Here is a 19,766-nt window from a genome sequence, read left to right as displayed (position 1 = left end):
TTTCATGCCCATGCCGCTGGCCCGAAGGCCGCGGCATGGGCGCGGGGCGGCGTCATACGCCAGGGTGGGATATCAGGCCAGCAGGTTATGCTGCAGCGGCTGGGCCAGGATCGAGACCGCGTCGCCGGTGCCATCGGTGACGCTGCTGATGGCCAGCGCAACCGACTGGTCGGCCAGCTCGACGTTTGCCGTGACCTGCGCCGCACTGCTGCCCAGCAATCCGCCCAGCAGCCCGCCCGAGCCGGCGTTGCCGCCCAGCAGGCCGCCCACGAGACCTTCCGAGCCGGTCACGCCGGACAGGAGGCCGCCTTCGCTGCCCAGCACGCCGCCCAGCAAGCCGTCTTCACCGGTGACACCGGACAGCAGGCCGCCTTCGCCATCCAGCAGGCCGCCCACCACACCTTCCTCGCCGATGACGCCGGCAAGCAGGCCGTCATCGCCATCCAGCAGTCCGCCAAGGACGCCTTCCTCACCGGTGACACCGGACAGCAGGCCGCTTTCGTCATCCAGCAGGCTGCCCACCACGCCTTCCTCGCCGATGATGCCGGCAAGCAGGCCGTCCTCGCCATTCAGCAGTCCGCCCAGGACGCCTTCCTCACCGGTGACACCGGACAGCAGGCCGCCTTCGCCATCCAGCAGGCTGCCCACCACGCCTTCCTCGCCGATGACGCCGGCAAGCAGGCCGTCCTCGCCGTTCAGCAGGCCGCCAAGGACGCCTTCCTCGCCGGTAACACCGGACAGCAAACCGCCTTCGCCATCCAGCAGGCCGCCCACCACGCCTTCCTCGCCGGTCAGACCGGCAAGCAGGCCATCTTCGCTGCCCAGCAGGCCGCCGAGCACGCCTTCGTCACCGGTCAACCCGGGCAGAAGGCCTCCATCGCCGCCGAGGAGCCCGCCGCCGCCGCCAAGCAGCCCGCCCAGCAGGCCGTTGTCGCCCAGCACGCCTTCCACGATGCCGCCCAGACCGGTTCCGGTACCGCCGTTGTCGGAGATGCCGACGATCAGGTCATTCAGCACGCCGATCACCGGCTCCAGTCCCTCGCCAGGCACCTGCGTCAGGCCGTCCACGAGTTCCGTGAGCACGTTCAGCGGGCCGCCCTCGGCGCCGGTCAGGTCCTCGAGCGCGCCGGTGACCTGGGACAGGGTGCTGTCGCTGGGGTCGATCAGCGCATCGAGCAGACTGGTCACAGGCGCGGCCACCGTGCCGCCCAGCAGGTTGTCGACCACATCCTGCGCCGAGGTCACCAGGCCGGGACCTTCGGCGCCCGATCCGTTGCCGCCGGCCAGATTGCCCAGCAGGCTGCCCACACCCGCCAACGGTCCGCCTTCGGCCAGCAGGCCTCCCAGCGCACCGTTTTCGCCCAGGACGTTCTCGACGACATCCCGCAGCGCGCCTGCGCCATTGCCTTCTCCCGCGAGCTCAACGACCAGGCCATTGAGCGTTTCGATCAGCGGCTCCAGGCCTTCGCCGGGGATCGTTGCCAGTTCGTCGACCAGTTCGGTCAGAACGCCCAGCGGTCCGCCGTCGGCGGTGGTCAGGCTTTCCAGGGCCTCGGTGACCTGGGACAGCGTGCCGTCGTCAGGGTGCGTCAATGCGTTGAGCAGATCCGCCACCGGAGCCGCCACGGTGCCGCCCAGCAGGTTGTCGACCACATCCTGTGCCGATGTCACCAGGCCCGGGCCTTCGCTGCCCGATCCGCCGCCCGTGCCGCCCGCCAGGTTGCCCAGCAGGCCACCCACGCCGGCCAGCGGCCCGCCTTCAGCCAGCAGACCGCCCAGGGCGCCGTTCTCACCCAGCAGGTTCTGCACCGCATCCTGCAGCGCACCCGCGCCGTCGCCGGCGCTGGCCAGCTCGCCGACCAGGCCGTTGAGCGTTTCGATCAGCGGCTCGAGGCCTTCGCCGGGGATCGTCGCCAGTTCATCGACCAACTCGGTCAATACGCCCACCGCGCCGCCTTCGGCGCTGGTCAGGCTCTCCAGCGCCTCGGTGACGGCCGCCAGCGTGCCATCGTCCGGGTGCGTCAGAGCGTTGAGCAGATCCGCCACGGGTGCCGCCACGGTGCCGCCGGCCAGGTTGTCGACCACATTCTGGGTCGAGGTGACGAGGCCGTTACTGTCGGTGCCGCCGTTGTCGCCACCGCCGCTGCCGCCGGCAAGCAGGCCGCCCAGCAATCCACCCAGGCCGCCTTCACCCAGCGCCCCGCCCACGACATTGTTGACAAGCTCCTGCAGGCCGCCGCTACCCGAGGGTTGGGCCAGGCCGGCGAGCAGTTCGTTGAGCGTGAAAACCAGGGGCTCCAAGCCTTCATCCTGCGTATTGGCCAGGCCCTCGGCCAGCCGGGTCAGCGCTCCAAGGCCGCCTTCGGTATTGGTGAGGTTCTCCAGCATCTCCGTGACCGTGGACAGGGTGCTGCCTTCGGGGTCCACCAGCGAGTTGACGAGGTCGACCACCGGCGCGGCCACGGTGCCCAACAGAAGGCTGTCGACCACATCCTGGACGGTGGTGATCAGGCCGGTGCCTTCGGTCGGCACATCGGTGGGGTTGGTCGCTTCCGTCGGATCGGTCGTATCGGTCGTATCGGTAGTCTCCGAGGGATCGGTGGTATCGGTCGGATCGGTCGTATCCGTTGGGTCGGTCGTATCCGTTGGGTTGGTCGTATCCGTTGGATTGGTCGTATCCGTTGGACTGGTGGTATCGGTCGGGTTAGTCGTATCCGTTGGATTGGTGGTATCGGTCGGGTTAGTCGTATCCGTTGGATTGGTGGTATCCGTCGGGTTGGTGGTATCCGTCGGGTCGGTCGTATCCGTCGGGTTAGTCGTATCCGTTGGATTGGTGGTATCCGTCGGATTGGTGGTATCCGTCGGATTGGTCGTATCCGTCGGATTGGTCGTATCCGTCGGATCGGTGGTATCCGTCGGGTTGGTGGTATCCGTCGGGTTGGTGGTATCCGTCGGGTTGGTCGTATCCGTCGGGTTGGTCGTATCCGTGGGGTTGGTCGTATCCGTCGGGTTGGTGGTATCCGTCGGGTTGGTGGTATCCGTCGGGTTGGTCGTATCCGTCGGATTGGTCGTATCCGTCGGGTTGGTCGTATCGGTCGGATTGGTCGTATCCGTCGGATTGGTGGTATCCGTCGGATTGGTGGTATCCGTCGGGTTGGTCGTATCCGTCGGGTTGGTCGTATCCGTCGGGTTAGTCGTATCCGTCGGGTTAGTCGTATCCGTCGGGTTAGTCGTATCCGTCGGATTGGTGGTATCCGTCGGGTTGGTCGTATCCGTCGGGTTGGTCGTATCCGTCGGGTTGGTCGTATCCGTCGGGTTGGTGGTATCCGTCGGGTTGGTGGTATCCGTCGGGTTGGTGGTATCCGTCGGGTTGGTGGTATCCGTCGGGTTGGTCGTATCCGTCGGATTGGTCGTATCCGTCGGGTTGGTCGTATCGGTCGGATTGGTCGTATCCGTCGGATTGGTGGTATCCGTCGGGTTGGTGGTATCCGTTGGGTTGGTGGTATCCGTGGGATTGACAGGCGTCACGGGCCCCGTCCCTTCATCGTCGTCGCCATCGTCGGCGGCTGCGACCAGTGCGCCAGCGCCCAGGCCGGCCAGACCCGCCAGCAGATAGTCGCCCAGGACGGAACCGCCGGCTTCCGCGGATTCCTTATTGACCACCAGGCCCACGGCATCGGAGGCGTTGGCCGCGGCCACGTCCACATCGCCGGAGGCCAGGTCCAGCGACATGACACCCGTGCCTTCCTCGGTGGCATTGAACGTGAGCGTGGCTTCGGTGCCACCCGCGAAAGTGCCCACCAGCTGCTGGCCACCGCTGCCCGAGAACAATGCCTGTGCGCCGCCATCGGCAGGCACGCGGATCGTGTCGCCCAGCAGCAACTGGCTGCCGGGCTGCGCCGCCATGGCCTGGCCATCGCGGATGATCTGCACCCCGGGGGAGGCCTGGGACAGCACTGCGGGGCCCGTGGTCACGGCGGAAGGCGTCACCGCGCTGGAGGCTGCCGTGACGGGAGCCACGCCGGCAGCAGGCGGCGTTGCATTGAAGCTGCCGGTCTGGGCGAGATCCAGTTGTGCGAGGACGGTGCCGGAAGAGGGGGTTGCAGAGATTGTCATGGGTTCTTTCCAGTTGGTTGAACGTTCAATCGGTCAGTCGCTGGCTGCGCGGCGCAGCGCCTGTCTGGAAGTAACCGGGCAATATGCATGCCAGCGTGAAATCGGCGTTGGGAAAGCGCGCAAGTGGTTGTTTTTACTGGATTTCATGAAGAAAACAATGACCTGGGCACCATCCGTCGCGGCCCATGTTCCCCCTGTTGCGCCGGGTGTTACGGCCCATGTTCCGTAACGTCGCAGACATGTTCCGTAGCGCTGGCATGGCCCTTGCGCTGCGGGCGTGGCCAGGGACAACCGCTCCGGCCGCATGAAGGCCTTTTGACGGATGCGGCGATATACAATCCGGTGCTTCGCTACACTCCGGCACCAACCACTTGCCGGTCCGGTGCGGCCGGCCCTTGGCGGCTGGCCGGGTGCGCAGCTGTCTCAGTTCCCCCTCCCATTCATCGCGTAGAGAGAAGAGCGCCATATGCAGATTGCATCCGAAGTAGTGTCGCGCAAGCGCCGTGCGACTCCCCTGGGCTTTTCCCGTCCCATGCTGGCCGTGCTGCTGGGCTGGGGCCTTTGCACGGGCATGCCCGTGCACGCCGCCCGCGCGGTGGACGAGGTGGGCCGCCTGCTCGACCAGGGCAATGCCCGCGAGGCGGCGAGGCAGGCCGATATCCACCTCAAGCAAAATCCCGGCGATGTGGAGATGCGCTTCCTGCGGGGGGTGATCGCCACCGAGCAAAAGCAGAATGCGCAGGCCATCAAGATCTTTTCGGCACTGGTGCGCGAGTACCCCACCATGCCCGAGCCTTACAACAATCTGGCGGTGCTGTATGCAGCGGAGGGGCAGGAGCGCAAGGCAGCCGAATCGCTGGAGCAGGCGATCCGCACCAATCCCAGCTATACGACGGCCCATGAGAACCTGGGTGATCTGTATGCGCGCATGGCCAGCGAAGCCTATACCAAGGCGCTGCAGCTCGACGGTTCGCGCCAGACCATCCCCGCCAAGCTGGCGCTGATCACGCAGCTGGTGCCCGCGCCGCAGGGCACTTCCAAGACCGTGGTGGCACAGGCCGCCCCGACGGTCAGCGCCCCGGCGCCCGTGCCGGCCAAGGCGGCGCGCGCGGAGCCTGCCGAGCCCAAGCCGCAGGCCATGGCGGACAGGAAGCCGGCCGCCCTCGACACGCCGCCATCGGTGGTGGAGCCGAAACCTGCCGTGAAGAGTGCTGCGCCCGTGGCGGTTGCCCCTGCGCCCGCGCCGGTGCCGGCGGCTGCTCCCGCACGGGCGCCCGCGCCTGTTCCGGCACCGGTGCCTGTTGCGGCACCCGCACCGGCACCCGCACCGGCACCGGCACCGGCACCGGCCGCCGCCGCCGCGCCTCAGCCGGCCACGCCCAAACCCGCTCCCGCCTCGGAAGCCAAGCAGATCGCGGAGGCAAAACCCGCCACGCCCGCCAAGCCGGCGGTGGATCCCTACGTTGCCGAGGTCGAGTCCGCGGTCAAGGACTGGGCCGCGGCATGGGAAAAGCAGGACATGCAGCGCTACCTCGATGCCTACAGCGAGAAATTCACTCCCGCCAACGGCTCCAGCCTGGCGCAGTGGAAGGAGGGGCGCCGCGCGCGCATCGTCGGCAAGAGCGATATCTCGATCACGCTGCAGAACCTGCAGGTCTCGGTCGACGGCAGCCAGGCGACGGCGAGGTTCCGCCAGAACTACGATGCCGGCAGCCTCAAGACCACCACGCGCAAGACCCTTTCGATGGTCAACGAGCGCGGCCAATGGCGCATCGTGCGCGAAACCACGGGCGGTTGAAACCGATGTTCCTGGCGCCTGCCGCCTGTTGATTGCCAGAGGAAGATGACCAGGAATGTTCTTTAAAAGGCCGCTTTGCCAGGCATTGCTGCTGTGCCTGATCGGCAGCAGCATGGCATTTTCCGTTCAGGCGCAGCCGCAGAACTCGAAAAAGGCCGTCGGCGCCGCCAAGGCTGCCAAGGCCAGCAAGCGCACCGGTGCTGCGGCCCCGAAGCCGGCCAGCCGCGCCGGGCTTGCGGCGACGGCGGGCGTGGCGGCAGGTGCTGGTGCGGTGACCGCGCTGGCGGCTGCAAAGCCCGCGGCGCCGGCGCCTGCCTCGGCGGAAGCGCGCCTGCTGCAGGTCATCGACCTCGTCAGGCGCCAGGAGCTCGATGCCGCACTGCAGGCCGCAGCCCGGCTCACTGCAGACGTGCCCAATTTCCGCGCCGCACAGCTGGTCTATGCCGACCTGCTGCGCTTCAAGACCGGCCGCGCGACCAGCTGGGCCGGCGCGCCCGCCTCCGAGGTCACGGAGCTGCTGGTGAAGCATGTGGCGGTGGGTCATGCCGCGCTCGCGCCACCGCAGCAGCTGCAGGAGCAGGTGAACGGCCTGCAAACGGAAATCCAGCGCCGCGTACATGCCGCCAGCGCATTGCCGGCAGCCGCCAGCGTGCCGCGCGAGTTCCAGCGTCTGGGGGCTTCGGTGCGCCATGCCATCGCCATCGACGCCAGCAAATCCCGGCTCTATCTGTTTGCCCATGAAAAGGGCCAGCTGCGGCTGGTGCGCGATTTCTATGTGTCGATCGGCAAGCTGGGCATGGGCAAATCGCTGGAAGGCGACCAGAGGACACCGCAGGGGGTGTACTTCATCGGCCGCCAGATTCCCGGCGTGCGCCTGCCCGAGTTCTACGGCAAGGGGGCGCTGACCCTCAACTATCCCAATGACTGGGACCGCGCCATGAACCGCTCGGGTGACGGCATCTGGCTGCATGGAGCACCACCGGACCAGTTCGCGCGCCTGCCGGAGGCCAGCGACGGCTGCATCGTGCTGGCCAACCCGGACCTGATCGAGCTGATGAAGACGCTCGACCGCCAGACCCCGGTGCTGATCCGCGACAAGCTGCAGTGGGCTGGCCCCTCGGACCGTGCCCATGCCAAAGCCACCGAGTCCTTCGTGCGCGTGCTCGACGGCTGGCAGCAGGCCTGGAAGGCCGCCGATCCGCAGCTGCTGGCAAAGCTCTATGGCGGCGAGCCCGTGGCGGAACGCTTCCCCAAGGCCCGGCTCACGGAACTGTTTCGACTTGCCGACATTGCGGTGCAGGACCTCTCGGTTTATGCCTGGAAGGAAGCCAAGGGCGAGATCCGCATCGTGGAAATGCAGCTCGGCAGCCAGAAGGCTCGCAAGGCATTGGCCTTGCGCCAATACTGGCATCGCACCGGAGACCGCTGGGAAGTGCTGTCGGAAGAGGTCCGCGGCTGATACACAGGCGTGGGGCGAAGGACTTCAGGTGCCTTGGGCAGCGGTGTCTGCGGAGATTTTGCCTGCTGCAATCTATTTTTCACGATGCGGAAAAGAAAAATGCTGCGGCGCACAAAAAAATATCAATACAAGAAACTCCGTTTCTTGATATGAAAAATCTTCCTAAGTTGTTGATTCATAACGAATAAATATGTCTTATATAAGACATAAGACCGAGGCTGTAGCGCACAAAAAAATTTACATTGGTTTCCAAGGGCAGCAGGAATGCACCCTCCGTTTCATCAACCTTGGAGACCCAAATGCCTCAATCCCTGACGCAGCAACTGAGCCGTGAACAGCAAATCGCCGCCCTTGAAAAGGACTGGGCGCAGAACCCGCGCTGGAAGGGTGTCAGGCGCGGCTATACGGCAGCCGACGTGGTGCGCCTGCGCGGCAGCCTGCAGCCCGAGCACACCCTGGCCCAGCGCGGGGCCGAGAAGCTCTGGCAGAAGGTCAATGGCGGAGCCAGGAAGGGCTACGTGAACTCCTTTGGCGCGATCTCGGCGGGCCAGGCCATGCAGCAGGCCAAGGCCGGGCTCGAAGCGGTGTACCTCTCGGGATGGCAGGTCGCAGCAGACGGCAACAGCTCCGAGACCATGTATCCCGACCAGTCGCTCTATGCCTACGACTCGGTCCCAACCATGGTGCGCCGCATCAACAACACCTTCAAGCGTGCCGACGAGATCCAGTGGGCCCGCGGCCTGAACCCGGGCGATGCCGGGTTCATCGACTATTTCCTGCCCATCGTGGCCGATGCCGAGGCCGGCTTCGGCGGCGTACTCAACGCCTTCGAACTGATGAAGAACATGATTGCCGCCGGCGCCGCGGGCGTGCACTTCGAGGACCAGCTGGCGGCCGTGAAGAAATGCGGCCACATGGGCGGCAAGGTACTGGTGCCCACGCAGGAGGCCATGGAGAAGCTCAAGTCGGCACGCTTCGCCGCCGACGTGATGGGCGTGCCCACCTTGATCCTGGCGCGCACCGATGCCGAGGCTGCGAATCTGATCACCTCCGACCACGACGCCAACGACCAGCCCTTCCTGACCGGCGAGCGCACGCAGGAAGGCTTCTACCGCGTGCGCAACGGCCTCGAACAGGCCATCAGCCGCGGCGTGGCCTACGCCCCCTATGCCGATCTGGTGTGGTGCGAGACCGGCACCCCCGACCTGGGCTTCGCCCGCGAATTCGCCCAGGCCGTCCATGCCGCATGCCCCGGCAAGCTGCTGAGCTACAACTGCTCGCCTTCCTTCAACTGGAAGAAGAACCTCGACGACAGAACCATCGCCTCGTTCCAGGAAGAGCTCTCGGCGCTGGGCTACAAATACCAGTTCATCACCTTGGCCGGCATCCACATCAACTGGTTCAACACCTTCCAGTTCGCCCATGCCTACGCCAATGGCGAAGGCATGAAGCACTACGTGAACATGGTGCAGGAGCCGGAGTTCGCGGCGCGCGAGAAGGGCTACACCTTCGTGTCGCACCAGCAGGAGGTGGGAGCGGGGTACTTCGATGATGTGACAACCGTGATCCAAGGGGGCACGTCGAGCGTGAAGGCGCTTGCCGGGTCGACCGAGGAAGAGCAGTTTCACTGAGTCAACAGTTGCTGGCGCCGGCAAGAGCGCCTGAGCTGGACCCATTGAAAAACCCACCTGTGCCTTGGGGCATCGGGTGGGTTTTGCATGGAATGGATCGTCAGCTTGCCGTGATCTGCAACGGGCGCCGCAATATTTGCTCAGGCTCCGTGGTGCGCCTGCAAATGCACTTATGCCTTTTGCGAAAGGCAATGACTGAATATCGGCATGCTGGATATTGAGATTGATATCGCGATATCACGTCTGCGCGGGCTCTGCAGCCGCATGGGAAGAAACCGGCAGGCGCGTTTTATTTGGCAGTCACGGTCTCGGAAACCCCTGCCGCCGCCGAGTTGACAGGCTGTGCGGCCAGGACCGGCTGACCGTCTTTTTCCACCGAGCGGTCGAAGACCAGTGTTTGTCCAAACACCAGCTGGACCCAGGTGGGATAGGTATAAGCAGTTCCCTTGTTGTGGTCGATGATGGCGCCCACTCCGCCGCCGAGAATGATATTGCCCCACATTCCACCATTGGCCCGTGAAATGGCGCGTGCCTGGGCATCCGGGTTCTTGGGGTCCTTGCACAGAATGTCGAGATCCTTGCTGGAGCGTCGAATCTGGGTCGTATCGCCGGACTTCACGGTGAACGTCCCATAATCGTTGGAGAGTTTGCAGTCGGCCCCCGCTACCAATTCGCCCGAGGGCATCTTCGTTTCAACCTTGATGGGATGCGTTGAATCATTGATGACGGATGCGCAACCAGAACATGCAAGAACCACCGCCGATACCAAAATGCTTTTTTTCACAGTCTTCCCCTCTATGTTGGACCGGGGAATGTAACCGATAGTATCGACGTTTTTTCTGTTTGATCGCGATTTAAATGGCGACAGCGTTTTGTGCTGGATCAGGGCTGGTCTTGGGCAATCTGCCGTGCATAAACCGCGAGCACAATTCGCTCCGAATGCACCAGATAGTCACCGAGCGCCGCAGCCGCCTCGGCCATCTGGTTGGACTCGACCATCTCCATCAGGCGCAGGTTCATGTCCACATAGGGCGCATGCAGGAATTCGGGATCGTTGAGCAGCCCGAAGGCCAGGCGCAATTCGACCAGCAGGTGGGAAAAGAAACTGTTGAGGCGCTCGCTGTCGGCCATCTCCACCAGCGCCATGTGGAAGTCCATGTTGGCCGTGCCCACGCCCTGCCAGTCGCCCGCGCCGCGGCAGGCCTGGGCCTTGTCAACGGCCTGGCGCATGCGCTTCTTGGCCGGGTGGCAGGGATAGGCCTGGGCCAGGGCCTGGCACTCGATCATGCGCCGCACGCGGTAGATGTCGATGATCGACGCGATGCTGGGCGTGGCCACGAAGACGCCGCGGTTGGGTGCGTGCTTGAGCAGCCCCTCCTTGGTCAGGGTGCGGAACACTTCGCGCAGCGTATTGCGTGAGATATCCAGCGACTCGCTCAGTGCCGCCTCGGAAAGCTTCTGCCCGGGAACGAACTCTCCCTGCACGATCTTCTGGCGAACCATGTCGGCCACACGTTCATTGAGGCTGGTAGTGGCGCCGGGGAGTTCTGAAACAGATGTCATCGGTAGGGAGAAGGGGAGGGTGACAGGATATGCGGCAGGGACGAAGACCATGCCCCGGGCCATTGTGCCGCCAAAGAAGCATGGAACGGCCCGGAGAAAAGCGTCTTGTACAAGACCAATTAGGGAAACTACTGATCCTATGGCCATTGCGACGGCTCACAATGCGGATATTGTTCATTCACATGGTTGTGAGTGATCAATCTTTTGCGTGAATTGTTCAACAAATACAAGGGCTGGTTTTTTGGACCAGCCCTTGTGCCGTTCTATATGCCGTAGGCAACAGTGCGCAGTGGACGCATGGCATGTGGCCATCGAGTCCCTTGCCCCGGCTGCCGGGTCGGTGGAGAAAAGAAAGGTCTAACCAATGCCAACAGACGTCAGCCTTTGGCCCCTGATCGGGGTCGGCGTCATCATCGCGGGCTTCGTGCTGCGCTTCAATCCGATGCTGGTGGTGATCGCCACCGCCATTGCCACGGCCCTGGCCGCCGGCTTTGGCTTCGACAGGATCCTGGCCACGATCGGCACGGGCTTCATCAAGACCCGCAACCTGCCGCTGATCATCCTGCTGCCGCTGGCGGTGATCGGCCTGCTCGAGCGCCACGGGTTGCGCCAGCACGCGCAGAACTGGATCAGCAGCATCAAGTCGGCCACGGCCGGGCGGCTGCTGGTGGTGTACCTTGCCGCGCGCGAGCTCACTGCCGCCGTCGGTCTGACCAGCCTGGGCGGGCACCCGCAGATGGTGCGTCCGCTGCTGGCCCCGATGGCCGAAGGCGCGGCGCAGACCAGGTACGGCACGCTGCCCCAGCGCATCCGCCACAAGCTGCGCGCCTATTCGGCCGCCACCGACAACGTCGGCCTGTTCTTCGGCGAAGACATCTTCGTCGCGTTTGGCGCCATCGTGCTGATGGTCACCTTCCTGCGCGAGGCGGGCATTGAAGTCGAACCGATCCATGTCGCGCTGTGGGGCATTCCCACCGCCATCTGCGCTTTCCTGATCCACGGCTGGCGCATGTACCGCCTGGACAAGATGCTTGACAAGGAACTGGGTGGCGGTCGCGCCGCCGAGGAAGTCGCCGCCGAGCAGGCGGCTGCCGCCAAGAGCGTGGAGGCGCGCTGATCATGATTCTGTCGATTCAACATCTCTACTATCTCGTCGGCATCATCCTGGCGATCACCGCCCTGATGACGCTGGCCGACAAGGGCCATACGCGCCGCTACACCAGCGCTGCCTTCTGGGGCCTGTATTCCCTGGTCTTCCTGATCGGCGAGCGGCTGCCCCCGGAATGGGTGGGCGTGGGCGTCATCGTCATGGCGCTGATCGCCGGTTTCGGCGGCGTGGGCTTCGGCGTGCACAAGCCGCGCACCGACGCGCAATACTTTGCCAGCGCCAAGCGCCTGGCCAACAAGCTGTTCGTGCCGGCGCTGGCGATTCCCGCCGTGACGGTGATCGGCACCGTGCTGCTGCACAACGTGCGCATCGGCGATGCGCTGCTGCTCGACCCGAAGAACACCACGCTGGTGAGCCTGGGCGTGGGCTGCATCGTGGCGCTGGCGCTGGCCTGCTGGCTCACGCGGGAGACGCCGGTGCAGGGCATGCGCGAGTCGCGCCGCCTCACCGACGCGCTGGGCTGGGCGCTGGTGCTGCCGCAGATGCTGGGCATGCTGGGTCTTGTGTTCTCCGACGCCGGCGTGGGCAAGGCCGTGGCCTATGTCACCACCAGCTACATCAACATGGACATCCGCTTCGTCGCCGTCGCGGTCTACGTGCTGGGCATGGCGCTGTTCACCATCATCATGGGCAACGGCTTCGCCGCCTTCCCGGTCATGACCGGCGGCGTGGGCGTGCCGATCCTGGTGGGCGTGTATGGTGGCGATCCGGCCGTCATGGCCGCCATCGGCATGTTCTCGGGCTACTGCGGCACGCTGCTGACGCCGATGGCCGCGAACTTCAACATCGTGCCCGCGGCGCTGCTGGAGCTGCCGGACAAGAACGCGGTGATCAAGGCGCAGGCGCCGACGGCGCTGGCGCTGCTGGTCGTCAACATCTTCCTGATGTATTTCCTGATGTTCCGTTGAGCTGGAGTCGTGAGCCATGAGTGAATCCCTGAACATCCTGCTGACGGGTTTTGAGCCCTTCGAGCGCGACACGCTCAATCCTTCGTGGGAAGTCGCGCGCGCGCTGGACGGATGGAGCCTGGAGCTCGAGGGCCGCACGGCGCGGGTGCACGCAGTGCAGCTGCCCTGCGTGTTCGGCGCGTCCGCTGAGGCGCTGCGCGAGGCCATGGCCCGGCTGCAGCCGCATCTGGTGGTCTGCATGGGCCTGGCCGGCGGGCGCACCGAGATCACGCCCGAGCGCGTGGCGATCAACGTCGACGATGCGCGCATTCCCGACAACGCAGGAGGCCAGCCGATCGATGAGGCCATTGCCGACGGCGGGCCCGTGGCCTACTGGTCTACATTGCCGATCAAGGCCATCGTGCGCGACATGCGCGCAGCGGGCGTGCCGGCATCGGTTTCCAACACTGCCGGCAGCTTTGTCTGCAACCATGTCTTCTATGCGCTGATGCATGCCCTGGCCCGGGACGGGCAGGGCGTGCGCGGCGGGTTCGTGCATCTGCCGCTGCTGCCGCAGCAGGCGGTGCACCGCCCGGGCCTGCCGAGCATGGCGCTGGAGACCCAGGTCGAAGGCATGCGCCAGTTGCTGCGCACGGCGCTCACGGTGCAGGCCGATGTGCGCGAAACCGGCGGCAAGCTGCATTGAGAAGGAACGAGAGATGTTGAAGATGGATTTGAACAGCGACCTGGGCGAGAGCCTGGGCGCATGGCGCATGGGCGATGACGCGGCCATGCTGAAGATCGTGAGCAGCGCCAACGTCGCCTGCGGCTTCCATGCGGGCGATGCCGCCGGCATCCTGGAGACGCTGCGCGAAGCCAAGGCCAATGGCGTCACGGTGGGCGCGCATGTCGCCTACCGCGACCTCGTGGGTTTCGGCCGGCGCAACATGGATGTCGCAAGCGCTGACCTGGTGGCCGATGTGATCTACCAGATCGGCGCGCTGCAGGGCCTGGCTGCCGCCGCCGGCACGCGCGTGCGCTACGTCAAGCCACATGGCGCGCTCTACAACATGATCGCGCACGACGCGCGCCAGGCGCACGATGTGATCAACGCCATCCTCGCCATCGATTCCAGCCTGGTGCTGGTGTGCCTGGCGGGCTCGCCGCTGATCGGATGGGCGCGCGCTGCGGGCCTGGCCACGGTGGCCGAGGCCTTTGCCGACCGCGGCTACATGCCCGACGGCAGCCTGGTGTCGCGCCGCGAGAAGGGCGCCGTGCTGCATGATGCCGACGAGGTCGCCAGCCGCATGCTGCGCCTGGTGCGCGAGGGCGTGGTGGCCGATCTGAACGGCAACGACGTGCGCATCGAGGCGGACTCGATCTGCGTGCATGGCGACAGCCCCGGCGCGGTGGAGATGGCGCGTGCCGTGCGCGCGCGGCTGCAGGCCGAGGGCGTCGAGATTTCGGCCTTCGTGCCCGGCAACGGGAGCTGAGCGGCCCATGCGTTTCCTGCCTGTGAACCTGAATGCGCTGCTGGTCGAGCTCGATGACCTGGCGCAGACCCTGGCGCTGTTGCAGTCGCTGCAGTCCGAGCCCGTGGCCGGTGTCGAGGAGCTGATCCCCGCGGCGCGCACCATCCTGGTCTATTTCAACCCGGCGCTCGTGCCCGCGGCGCGGATCATGGCCGACATCGGCGCGCGCAGCGTCGATGCCCAGGTCGAGCGTTCCACCCACCGCGTGCAGATTCCCGTGCATTACGACGGCGAGGATCTGCAGGAAGTCGCCGATCTGCTGGGTGTCGCGCGCGAGGATGTGGTGCGCATGCACACCGGCTCCGAGTATTCGGTGGCCTTCACGGGCTTCGCGCCGGGCTTTGCCTATCTGTCGGGCGGCAACGAACGCCTGAACGTGCCGCGGCGCAAGACACCGCGCACGCGCATTCCCGCGGGCGCCGTGGGCTTGGCGGGCAGCTTCAGCGGGGTCTATCCGCAAGCGAGCCCCGGCGGCTGGCAGATCATCGGCACGACACCGGTGCAGATGTGGGATCTGGAGCGCGCCGCGCCCTCGCTGCTGCGCCCGGGATTTCGTGTGCAGTTCGTCGATATCTCGACCCTCTCGCCCGAAGCACTGGCAGCATTGGAAGCCGAGTGCGCCGGCGAGCGTGTGGCGCAGGCGACAGGCGACGCGGGCAGCGCCGGCGCTGCGGGCCTGCGCGTCGAGGCACCCGGCCTGCAGACCCTGTTCCAGGACGGCGGCCGCCATGGCCGCGCGGGGCAGGGCGTGGGCGCATCGGGCGCCATGGACCGCGGCGCGCTGCGCGCGGCCAACCGCGTGGTGGGCAATCCCGCGGACACAGCCTGTCTGGAAGTCGCCTTTGGCGGTCTCACGCTCGAGGCCCTGCAGCCTGCGGTGCTGGCAGTCGCAGGTGCCGCGGCACCCCTTGAAGTGCTGACGGCGCAGGGCCAGCGCTATGGCGCTTGCACCTATGCGCCGCTGGCGCTGGATGCCGGCGACCGTCTCACCGTGCAGGCGCCCGAAGCCGGCTCGCGCAACTATGTGGCGGTGCGCGGCGGCTGGAATGTGGCGCCGGTGCTGGGCAGCGTCTCCACGGATACCCTGGCGCGTGTCGGCCCTGCTGCGCTGGCGGCCGGAGATGTCCTCCAGGTGGGGCGCGACACGGGCCTGCCCGCGGTGGCGCTGGGCGAGCAGCCTGCCTTCGATCTGCCGCGCGCGGGCGAGGAAGTCTGCCTCGATGTCGTGCTCGGGCCGCGCACCGACTGGTTCACGCAGCAAGCCATCGATCTGCTGACCGCACAGGCCTGGGCCGTGACGCCGCAATCCAACCGCGTGGGCATCCGCCTGCAGGGCGAGGCGCCGCTCACGCGCGCCGAAAACCGCGAGCTGCCTAGCGAGGGCACGGCGCGCGGCGCGATTCAGGTGCCCGCCAGCGGCCAGCCGGTGCTGTTCCTGGCCGACCATCCGCTGACCGGAGGCTATCCGGTGATCGGCAGCGTGGCCAGCTACCACCTGGATCTGGCGGGTCAGATTCCGGTCAATGCCAAAGTGAGATTCCGCGTGGTGCGCGCGTTCGAGTCCATCATCCACGAGAAGAATTGAAATGATGAAAAAAGTCCTGATTGCCAACCGCGGCGAGATCGCCGTGCGCATTGCGCGTGCCTGTGCCGACTACGGCGTGAAGTCGGTGGCGGTCTATGCCGATGCCGATATCGACGCATTGCACGCGCGCATGGCCGACGAAGCCTATGGCCTGGACGGCCAGCGCCCAGCCGACACCTATCTGAACATTCCGAAGCTGCTGGAGATCGCGCGCAAGAGCGGCGCCGATGCCGTGCATCCGGGCTATGGCTTCCTGTCGGAAAGCGCGGCCTTTGCGCAGGCGGTCATCGATGCCGGGCTGGTCTGGATCGGTCCCTCGCCCGAAGCCATCAGCCGCCTGGGCGACAAGGTGCAAGCGCGCAAGCTGGCCATTCAGGTCGGCGCGCCCCTGGTGGCCGGCACGGCCGAGCCCGTCAAGGACGTGCAGGAAGTGGTGGATTTCGCCCGGCAGCATGGGCTGCCCGTGGCCATCAAGGCGGCATTTGGCGGCGGCGGCCGCGGCATCAAGGTGGCGTGGAAGCTCGAGGAAGTGACCGAGCTCTACCATTCGGCGGTGCGCGAGGCCGTCACGGCCTTTGGCCGCGGCGAATGCTTCCTGGAGCAGTTCCTCGACCGCCCGCGCCATGTCGAGGCGCAGGTGCTGGCCGACCAGCATGGCAACGTGCTGGTGCTGGGCACGCGCGACTGCTCGCTGCAGCGGCGCAACCAGAAGCTGGTGGAGGAGGCGCCTGCGCCCTTCCTGAGCGAGGAGCAGCGCGCGCGCATCCACCAGTCGGCCAAGGACATCTGCGCGGCGGCGGGCTATACCGGCGCCGGTACCGTCGAATTCCTGCTGAGCCAGAACGGCGCGATCTCCTTCCTGGAAGTCAACACCCGGCTGCAGGTCGAGCATCCCGTCACGGAAGAGACGACGGGCATCGACCTGGTGGTCGAGCAGCTGCGCATCGCCGACGGCCTGCCGCTGCGCGTGCTGGAGACTCCCGCGCCGCGCTGCCACGCGCTGGAGTTCCGCATCAACGCCGAGGACGTGGGCCGCGGCTTCGTGCCCACGCCCGGCGCCATCACGCGCTTCGACGCGCCCTCGGGCCCGGGCGTGCGCGTCGATACCGGTGTCCTTGCCGGATCGGTGATTCCGGGCACCTTCGACTCGATGATGGGCAAGCTGATCGTCACCGGCGCCACGCGCGCCGACGCCATCGTGCGCGCGCGCCGTGCGCTCAAGGAATTCCGGATCGAAGGCGTGGCCTCGGTGCTGCCCTTCCACCGCGCGGTGCTGGAGCAGCCGGACTTCACTGCCGAAGCAGACGAGGACTTCAAGGTGCATACGCGCTGGATTGAAACCGACTTCGCCGGCGATCTCGAAGCTGCAGTGCGCGTAGTGCCAATCGCAGGCGCGGCGCTGCACCGCACCGTGATGGAGATCGACGGCCGCCGCGTGAGCCTGGGGCTGCCCGCCGAATGGCTGGCCGGCCTGTCCGCAGGTGCCGCGCCGCAGGCGGCCGCGCCTGCCGAGGCGCCCAAGGACGCGGCAGCCGTCGGCGCGCCCGTGACCGGTACGCTACATGCCTGGCAGGTGGCCGATGGCGATCTGGTCAACGCCGGCGACGTCATTGCCGTCATGGAAGCCATGAAGATGGAGATGCAGGTGACCGCGCACCGCGCCGGCAAGATCGCCCTGCGCGCCGAAGCCGGCTCCTTCCATCAGCAGGGCACGCCGATCGCCAGCATCGAATAGTGTTGCAACGGGCAAGCAGGGCGGGCTGCTGAAAGCGCGGCTTGCCACGGAATGCGCGCGGCAGGGGTAAAATGCGCGCCTGCACCACTGTTTCCAACGTACAAGGGCGAGAAAGGCAAACTGGTTATGACACCGCGAACTACCTCCACGGAGAATTCCTCCGGCCGCTAGGCCGGTTGTTCGCGCCTGCACGAGACCTGCTTTTCCCCCTCTCAAGCGCGGACCCGTTCCGCGCTTTTTGTTTTCCGGCATGGGCGCGCGCACCACTCCCCCAGACAAGCTTTGACAAGGAATCCCATGATCCACATCACGCTCCCCGATGGCTCCCAGCGCGAGTACCCCGGCCCGGTCACGGTCGCCGACGTCGCGGCCTCGATCGGTACCGGCCTGGCCAAGGCGGCGCTGGCCGGCAAGATCGGCTCCGGCGACGCGGCCAAGGTCGTCGACACCAGCCACCTGATCGAGCAGGACGCCCAGCTGTCCATCATCACCGCCAAGGACGCCGACGGCCTGGACGTGATCCGCCATTCGACGGCCCACCTGCTGGCCTATGCCGTCAAGCAGCTGTTCCCCGAAGCCCAGGTCACGATCGGTCCCGTGATCGAGAACGGCTTCTACTACGACTTCGCCTACAAGCGCCCGTTCACGCCCGAAGACCTGGCGGCCATCGAGAAGCGCATGGCCGAGCTCGCCGCCAAGGACGAGCCCGTGCATCGCCGCGTGCTGCCGCGCGACGAGGCGGTGGATTATTTCAAGGGCCTGGGCGAGCACTACAAGGCCGAGATCATCGCCAGCATCCCGAGCAACGAGGACGTGAGCCTGTACCGCGAAGGCGACTTCGAAGACCTGTGCCGCGGCCCGCACGTGCCGAGCACCGGCAAGCTCAAGTTCTTCAAGCTGATGAAGGTCGCGGGCGCCTATTGGCGCGGCGACCACCGCAACGAGATGCTGCAGCGCGTGTACGGCACGGCCTGGGCCAGCAAGGACGAGCTGCAGCAGTACCTGCGCATGCTGGAGGAAGCCGAGAAGCGCGACCACCGCAAGCTCGGCCGCGAGCTCGACCTGTTCCATATCGACGAGCATTCGCCGGGCACGGTGTTCTGGCACCCCAAGGGCTGGACGCTGTGGCAGCAGGTCGAGCAGTACATGCGCGCCGTCTACCGCGACAACGGCTACCAGGAGGTCAAGGCGCCGCAGATCCTGGACAAGGGCCTGTGGGAGAAGACCGGCCACTGGGACAAGTACCGCGACAACATGTTCGTCACCGAGAGCGAAAAGCGCGACTACGCGCTCAAGCCGATGAACTGCCCGGGCCACATCATCATCTTCAACCAGGGCATCAAGAGCTACCGCGACCTGCCGCTGCGCTACGGCGAGTTCGGCCAGTGCCACCGCAACGAGCCCACCGGCGGCCTACATGGCATCATGCGCGTGCGCGGCTTCACGCAGGACGACGGCCACATCTTCTGCACCGAAGACCAGATCCAGCCCGAAGTGTTGGCCTTCAGCCGCCTGCTGCAGAAGGTCTATGCCGACTTCGGCTTCACCGAGATCATCTACAAGGTCGCGACGCGCCCCGAGGCGCGCATCGGCTCGGACGAGAGCTGGGACAAGGCCGAAGCCGCCCTGATGGACAGCCTGCGCGCCTCCGGCGTCGAGTTCGAGATCGCGGTCGGCGACGGCGCCTTCTACGGCCCGAAGATCGAATACACGCTCAAGGACGCGCTGGGCCGCCACTGGCAGTGCGGCACGATCCAGGTGGACTTCTCCATGCCCGAGCGCCTGGACGCGGAATACGTGGGCGAGGACGGCAATCGCCACCGCCCGGTGATGCTGCACCGCGCGATCGTCGGCAGCATGGAGCGCTTCCTGGGCATCCTGATCGAGCAGTACGCGGGCGCGCTGCCGACGTGGCTGGCACCGGTGCAGGCGGCGGTGCTCAACATCACCGACGCCCAGGGCGACTACTGTCGTGAAATTGCCGAAAAGCTGCGAAAGGCCTTGCCCGGCCAGGAGCTTCGCGTGGTCACCGATCTGCGCAACGAGAAGATTACGTATAAAATACGCGAGCATTCGTTGCAGAAGCTGCCCTATATTCTTGTTGCTGGCGACAAGGAAAAGGCGGCTGGAGCGGTTGCAGTGCGCGCCCGGGGCAACAAGGACCTCGGCGTGATGTCGGTCGATGCATTCATTGAATTGGTCGCCAGCGACATCACATCCAAGAACTGACTGAGATGTCAGCCTTTGGCTTGCGTGCACAGTGCACGCAAGCAGGCTACGCTGTTGTAGCCA

The 19,766-nt window shown here is 65.9% G+C and carries 14 protein-coding genes; 11 read left to right on the top strand and 3 right to left on the bottom strand.

What is annotated here, in order from left to right:
- Positions 1-72: 72 nt before the first annotated feature.
- Positions 73-4,116 carry a hypothetical protein gene (locus tag M9799_RS01280; RefSeq protein ID WP_231042610.1) on the bottom strand — a complete coding sequence of 1,348 codons (4,044 nt, stop codon included), beginning with the start codon at positions 4,114-4,116 and terminating at the stop codon, positions 73-75.
- Here M9799_RS01280 and M9799_RS01275 point away from each other — a divergent pair.
- The 4 genes from M9799_RS01275 to aceA all read left to right on the top strand — a co-directional run bounded on the left by M9799_RS01275 (position 4,115) and on the right by aceA (position 9,004).
- Positions 4,115-4,345 (top strand): hypothetical protein, encoded by a 231-nt coding sequence (locus M9799_RS01275; protein ID WP_231042609.1) that lies wholly within the window; start codon positions 4,115-4,117, stop codon positions 4,343-4,345. The genes M9799_RS01280 and M9799_RS01275 overlap by 2 nt on opposite strands.
- 237 nt (positions 4,346-4,582) lie before the next feature.
- On the top strand, positions 4,583-5,914 hold the full coding sequence (locus M9799_RS01270; RefSeq protein ID WP_231042608.1) for a nuclear transport factor 2 family protein: 1,332 nt from the start codon (positions 4,583-4,585) through the stop codon (positions 5,912-5,914).
- A gap of 112 nt (positions 5,915-6,026) precedes the next feature.
- Entirely contained in the window at positions 6,027-7,373 is a 1,347-nt protein-coding gene (locus tag M9799_RS01265; protein WP_231042607.1) for a L,D-transpeptidase family protein, read from the top strand.
- A 299-nt stretch (positions 7,374-7,672) separates the two neighbouring features.
- Positions 7,673-9,004 (top strand): isocitrate lyase, encoded by a 1,332-nt coding sequence (gene aceA / locus M9799_RS01260; protein ID WP_231042606.1) that lies wholly within the window; start codon positions 7,673-7,675, stop codon positions 9,002-9,004.
- Positions 9,005-9,293: 289 nt separating this feature from the next.
- Here the strand turns inward: aceA and M9799_RS01255 are convergent, their stop codons facing one another.
- Together M9799_RS01255 and M9799_RS01250 are read right to left on the bottom strand one after the other, a co-directional pair.
- Entirely contained in the window at positions 9,294-9,788 is a 495-nt protein-coding gene (locus M9799_RS01255) for a hypothetical protein (protein ID WP_231042605.1), read from the bottom strand.
- Positions 9,789-9,886: 98 nt separating this feature from the next.
- Complete coding sequence (locus M9799_RS01250; protein WP_231042604.1) at positions 9,887-10,567, bottom strand: GntR family transcriptional regulator; 681 nt, start codon at positions 10,565-10,567, stop codon at positions 9,887-9,889.
- Positions 10,568-10,931: 364 nt separating this feature from the next.
- On the opposite strand from M9799_RS01250, the gene M9799_RS01245 reads away from it, so the two are divergent.
- The 7 genes from M9799_RS01245 to thrS all read left to right on the top strand — a co-directional run bounded on the left by M9799_RS01245 (position 10,932) and on the right by thrS (position 19,703).
- On the top strand, positions 10,932-11,684 hold the full coding sequence (locus tag M9799_RS01245) for a DUF969 domain-containing protein (RefSeq protein ID WP_231042603.1): 753 nt from the start codon (positions 10,932-10,934) through the stop codon (positions 11,682-11,684).
- Positions 11,685-11,686: 2 nt separating this feature from the next.
- The gene (locus tag M9799_RS01240) at positions 11,687-12,643 is read left to right on the top strand and encodes a DUF979 domain-containing protein (RefSeq protein WP_231042602.1); all 957 of its coding nucleotides are present in this window, start codon (positions 11,687-11,689) and stop codon (positions 12,641-12,643) included.
- A gap of 16 nt (positions 12,644-12,659) precedes the next feature.
- Positions 12,660-13,328 carry a pyroglutamyl-peptidase I gene (pcp, locus tag M9799_RS01235; protein ID WP_231042601.1) on the top strand — a complete coding sequence of 223 codons (669 nt, stop codon included), beginning with the start codon at positions 12,660-12,662 and terminating at the stop codon, positions 13,326-13,328.
- 16 nt (positions 13,329-13,344) lie between these two features.
- Positions 13,345-14,115 carry a LamB/YcsF family protein gene (locus M9799_RS01230; protein ID WP_231042722.1) on the top strand — a complete coding sequence of 257 codons (771 nt, stop codon included), beginning with the start codon at positions 13,345-13,347 and terminating at the stop codon, positions 14,113-14,115.
- Positions 14,116-14,122: 7 nt separating this feature from the next.
- Positions 14,123-15,739, top strand: a complete 1,617-nt coding sequence (locus M9799_RS01225) for a 5-oxoprolinase subunit B/C family protein (protein WP_231042600.1) — start codon at positions 14,123-14,125, stop codon at positions 15,737-15,739.
- Positions 15,740-15,743: 4 nt separating this feature from the next.
- Positions 15,744-17,474, top strand: coding sequence for an acetyl/propionyl/methylcrotonyl-CoA carboxylase subunit alpha (locus tag M9799_RS01220; protein ID WP_231042721.1), 1,731 nt, complete (start codon positions 15,744-15,746; stop codon positions 17,472-17,474).
- 297 nt (positions 17,475-17,771) lie between these two features.
- Positions 17,772-19,703: a threonine--tRNA ligase gene (gene thrS, locus M9799_RS01215; protein WP_231042599.1), complete on the top strand. Its 1,932-nt coding sequence runs from the start codon at positions 17,772-17,774 to the stop codon at positions 19,701-19,703.
- Positions 19,704-19,766: the final 63 nt, after the last annotated feature.

Source organism: Comamonas endophytica, assembly GCF_023634805.2.
GTDB lineage: Bacteria > Pseudomonadota > Gammaproteobacteria > Burkholderiales > Burkholderiaceae_C > Comamonas > Comamonas endophytica.
This window is presented reverse-complemented; position numbering and strand designations above follow the sequence as displayed.

What these genes read in the sequence shown, in the direction of transcription:
- M9799_RS01280 (WP_231042610.1), bottom strand. Translation starts at nt 4,116, where the DNA reads ATGACAATCTCTGCAACCCCCTCTTCCGGCACCGTCCTCGCACAACTG.
- M9799_RS01240 (WP_231042602.1), top strand. Translation starts at nt 11,687, where the DNA reads ATGATTCTGTCGATTCAACATCTCTACTATCTCGTCGGCATCATCCTG.
- M9799_RS01250 (WP_231042604.1), bottom strand. Translation starts at nt 10,567, where the DNA reads ATGACATCTGTTTCAGAACTCCCCGGCGCCACTACCAGCCTCAATGAA.
- M9799_RS01275 (WP_231042609.1), top strand. Translation starts at nt 4,115, where the DNA reads ATGGGTTCTTTCCAGTTGGTTGAACGTTCAATCGGTCAGTCGCTGGCT.
- M9799_RS01245 (WP_231042603.1), top strand. Translation starts at nt 10,932, where the DNA reads ATGCCAACAGACGTCAGCCTTTGGCCCCTGATCGGGGTCGGCGTCATC.
- M9799_RS01220 (WP_231042721.1), top strand. Translation starts at nt 15,744, where the DNA reads ATGAAAAAAGTCCTGATTGCCAACCGCGGCGAGATCGCCGTGCGCATT.
- M9799_RS01270 (WP_231042608.1), top strand. Translation starts at nt 4,583, where the DNA reads ATGCAGATTGCATCCGAAGTAGTGTCGCGCAAGCGCCGTGCGACTCCC.
- M9799_RS01265 (WP_231042607.1), top strand. Translation starts at nt 6,027, where the DNA reads ATGGCATTTTCCGTTCAGGCGCAGCCGCAGAACTCGAAAAAGGCCGTC.
- M9799_RS01225 (WP_231042600.1), top strand. Translation starts at nt 14,123, where the DNA reads ATGCGTTTCCTGCCTGTGAACCTGAATGCGCTGCTGGTCGAGCTCGAT.
- pcp (WP_231042601.1), top strand. Translation starts at nt 12,660, where the DNA reads ATGAGTGAATCCCTGAACATCCTGCTGACGGGTTTTGAGCCCTTCGAG.
- thrS (WP_231042599.1), top strand. Translation starts at nt 17,772, where the DNA reads ATGATCCACATCACGCTCCCCGATGGCTCCCAGCGCGAGTACCCCGGC.
- aceA (WP_231042606.1), top strand. Translation starts at nt 7,673, where the DNA reads ATGCCTCAATCCCTGACGCAGCAACTGAGCCGTGAACAGCAAATCGCC.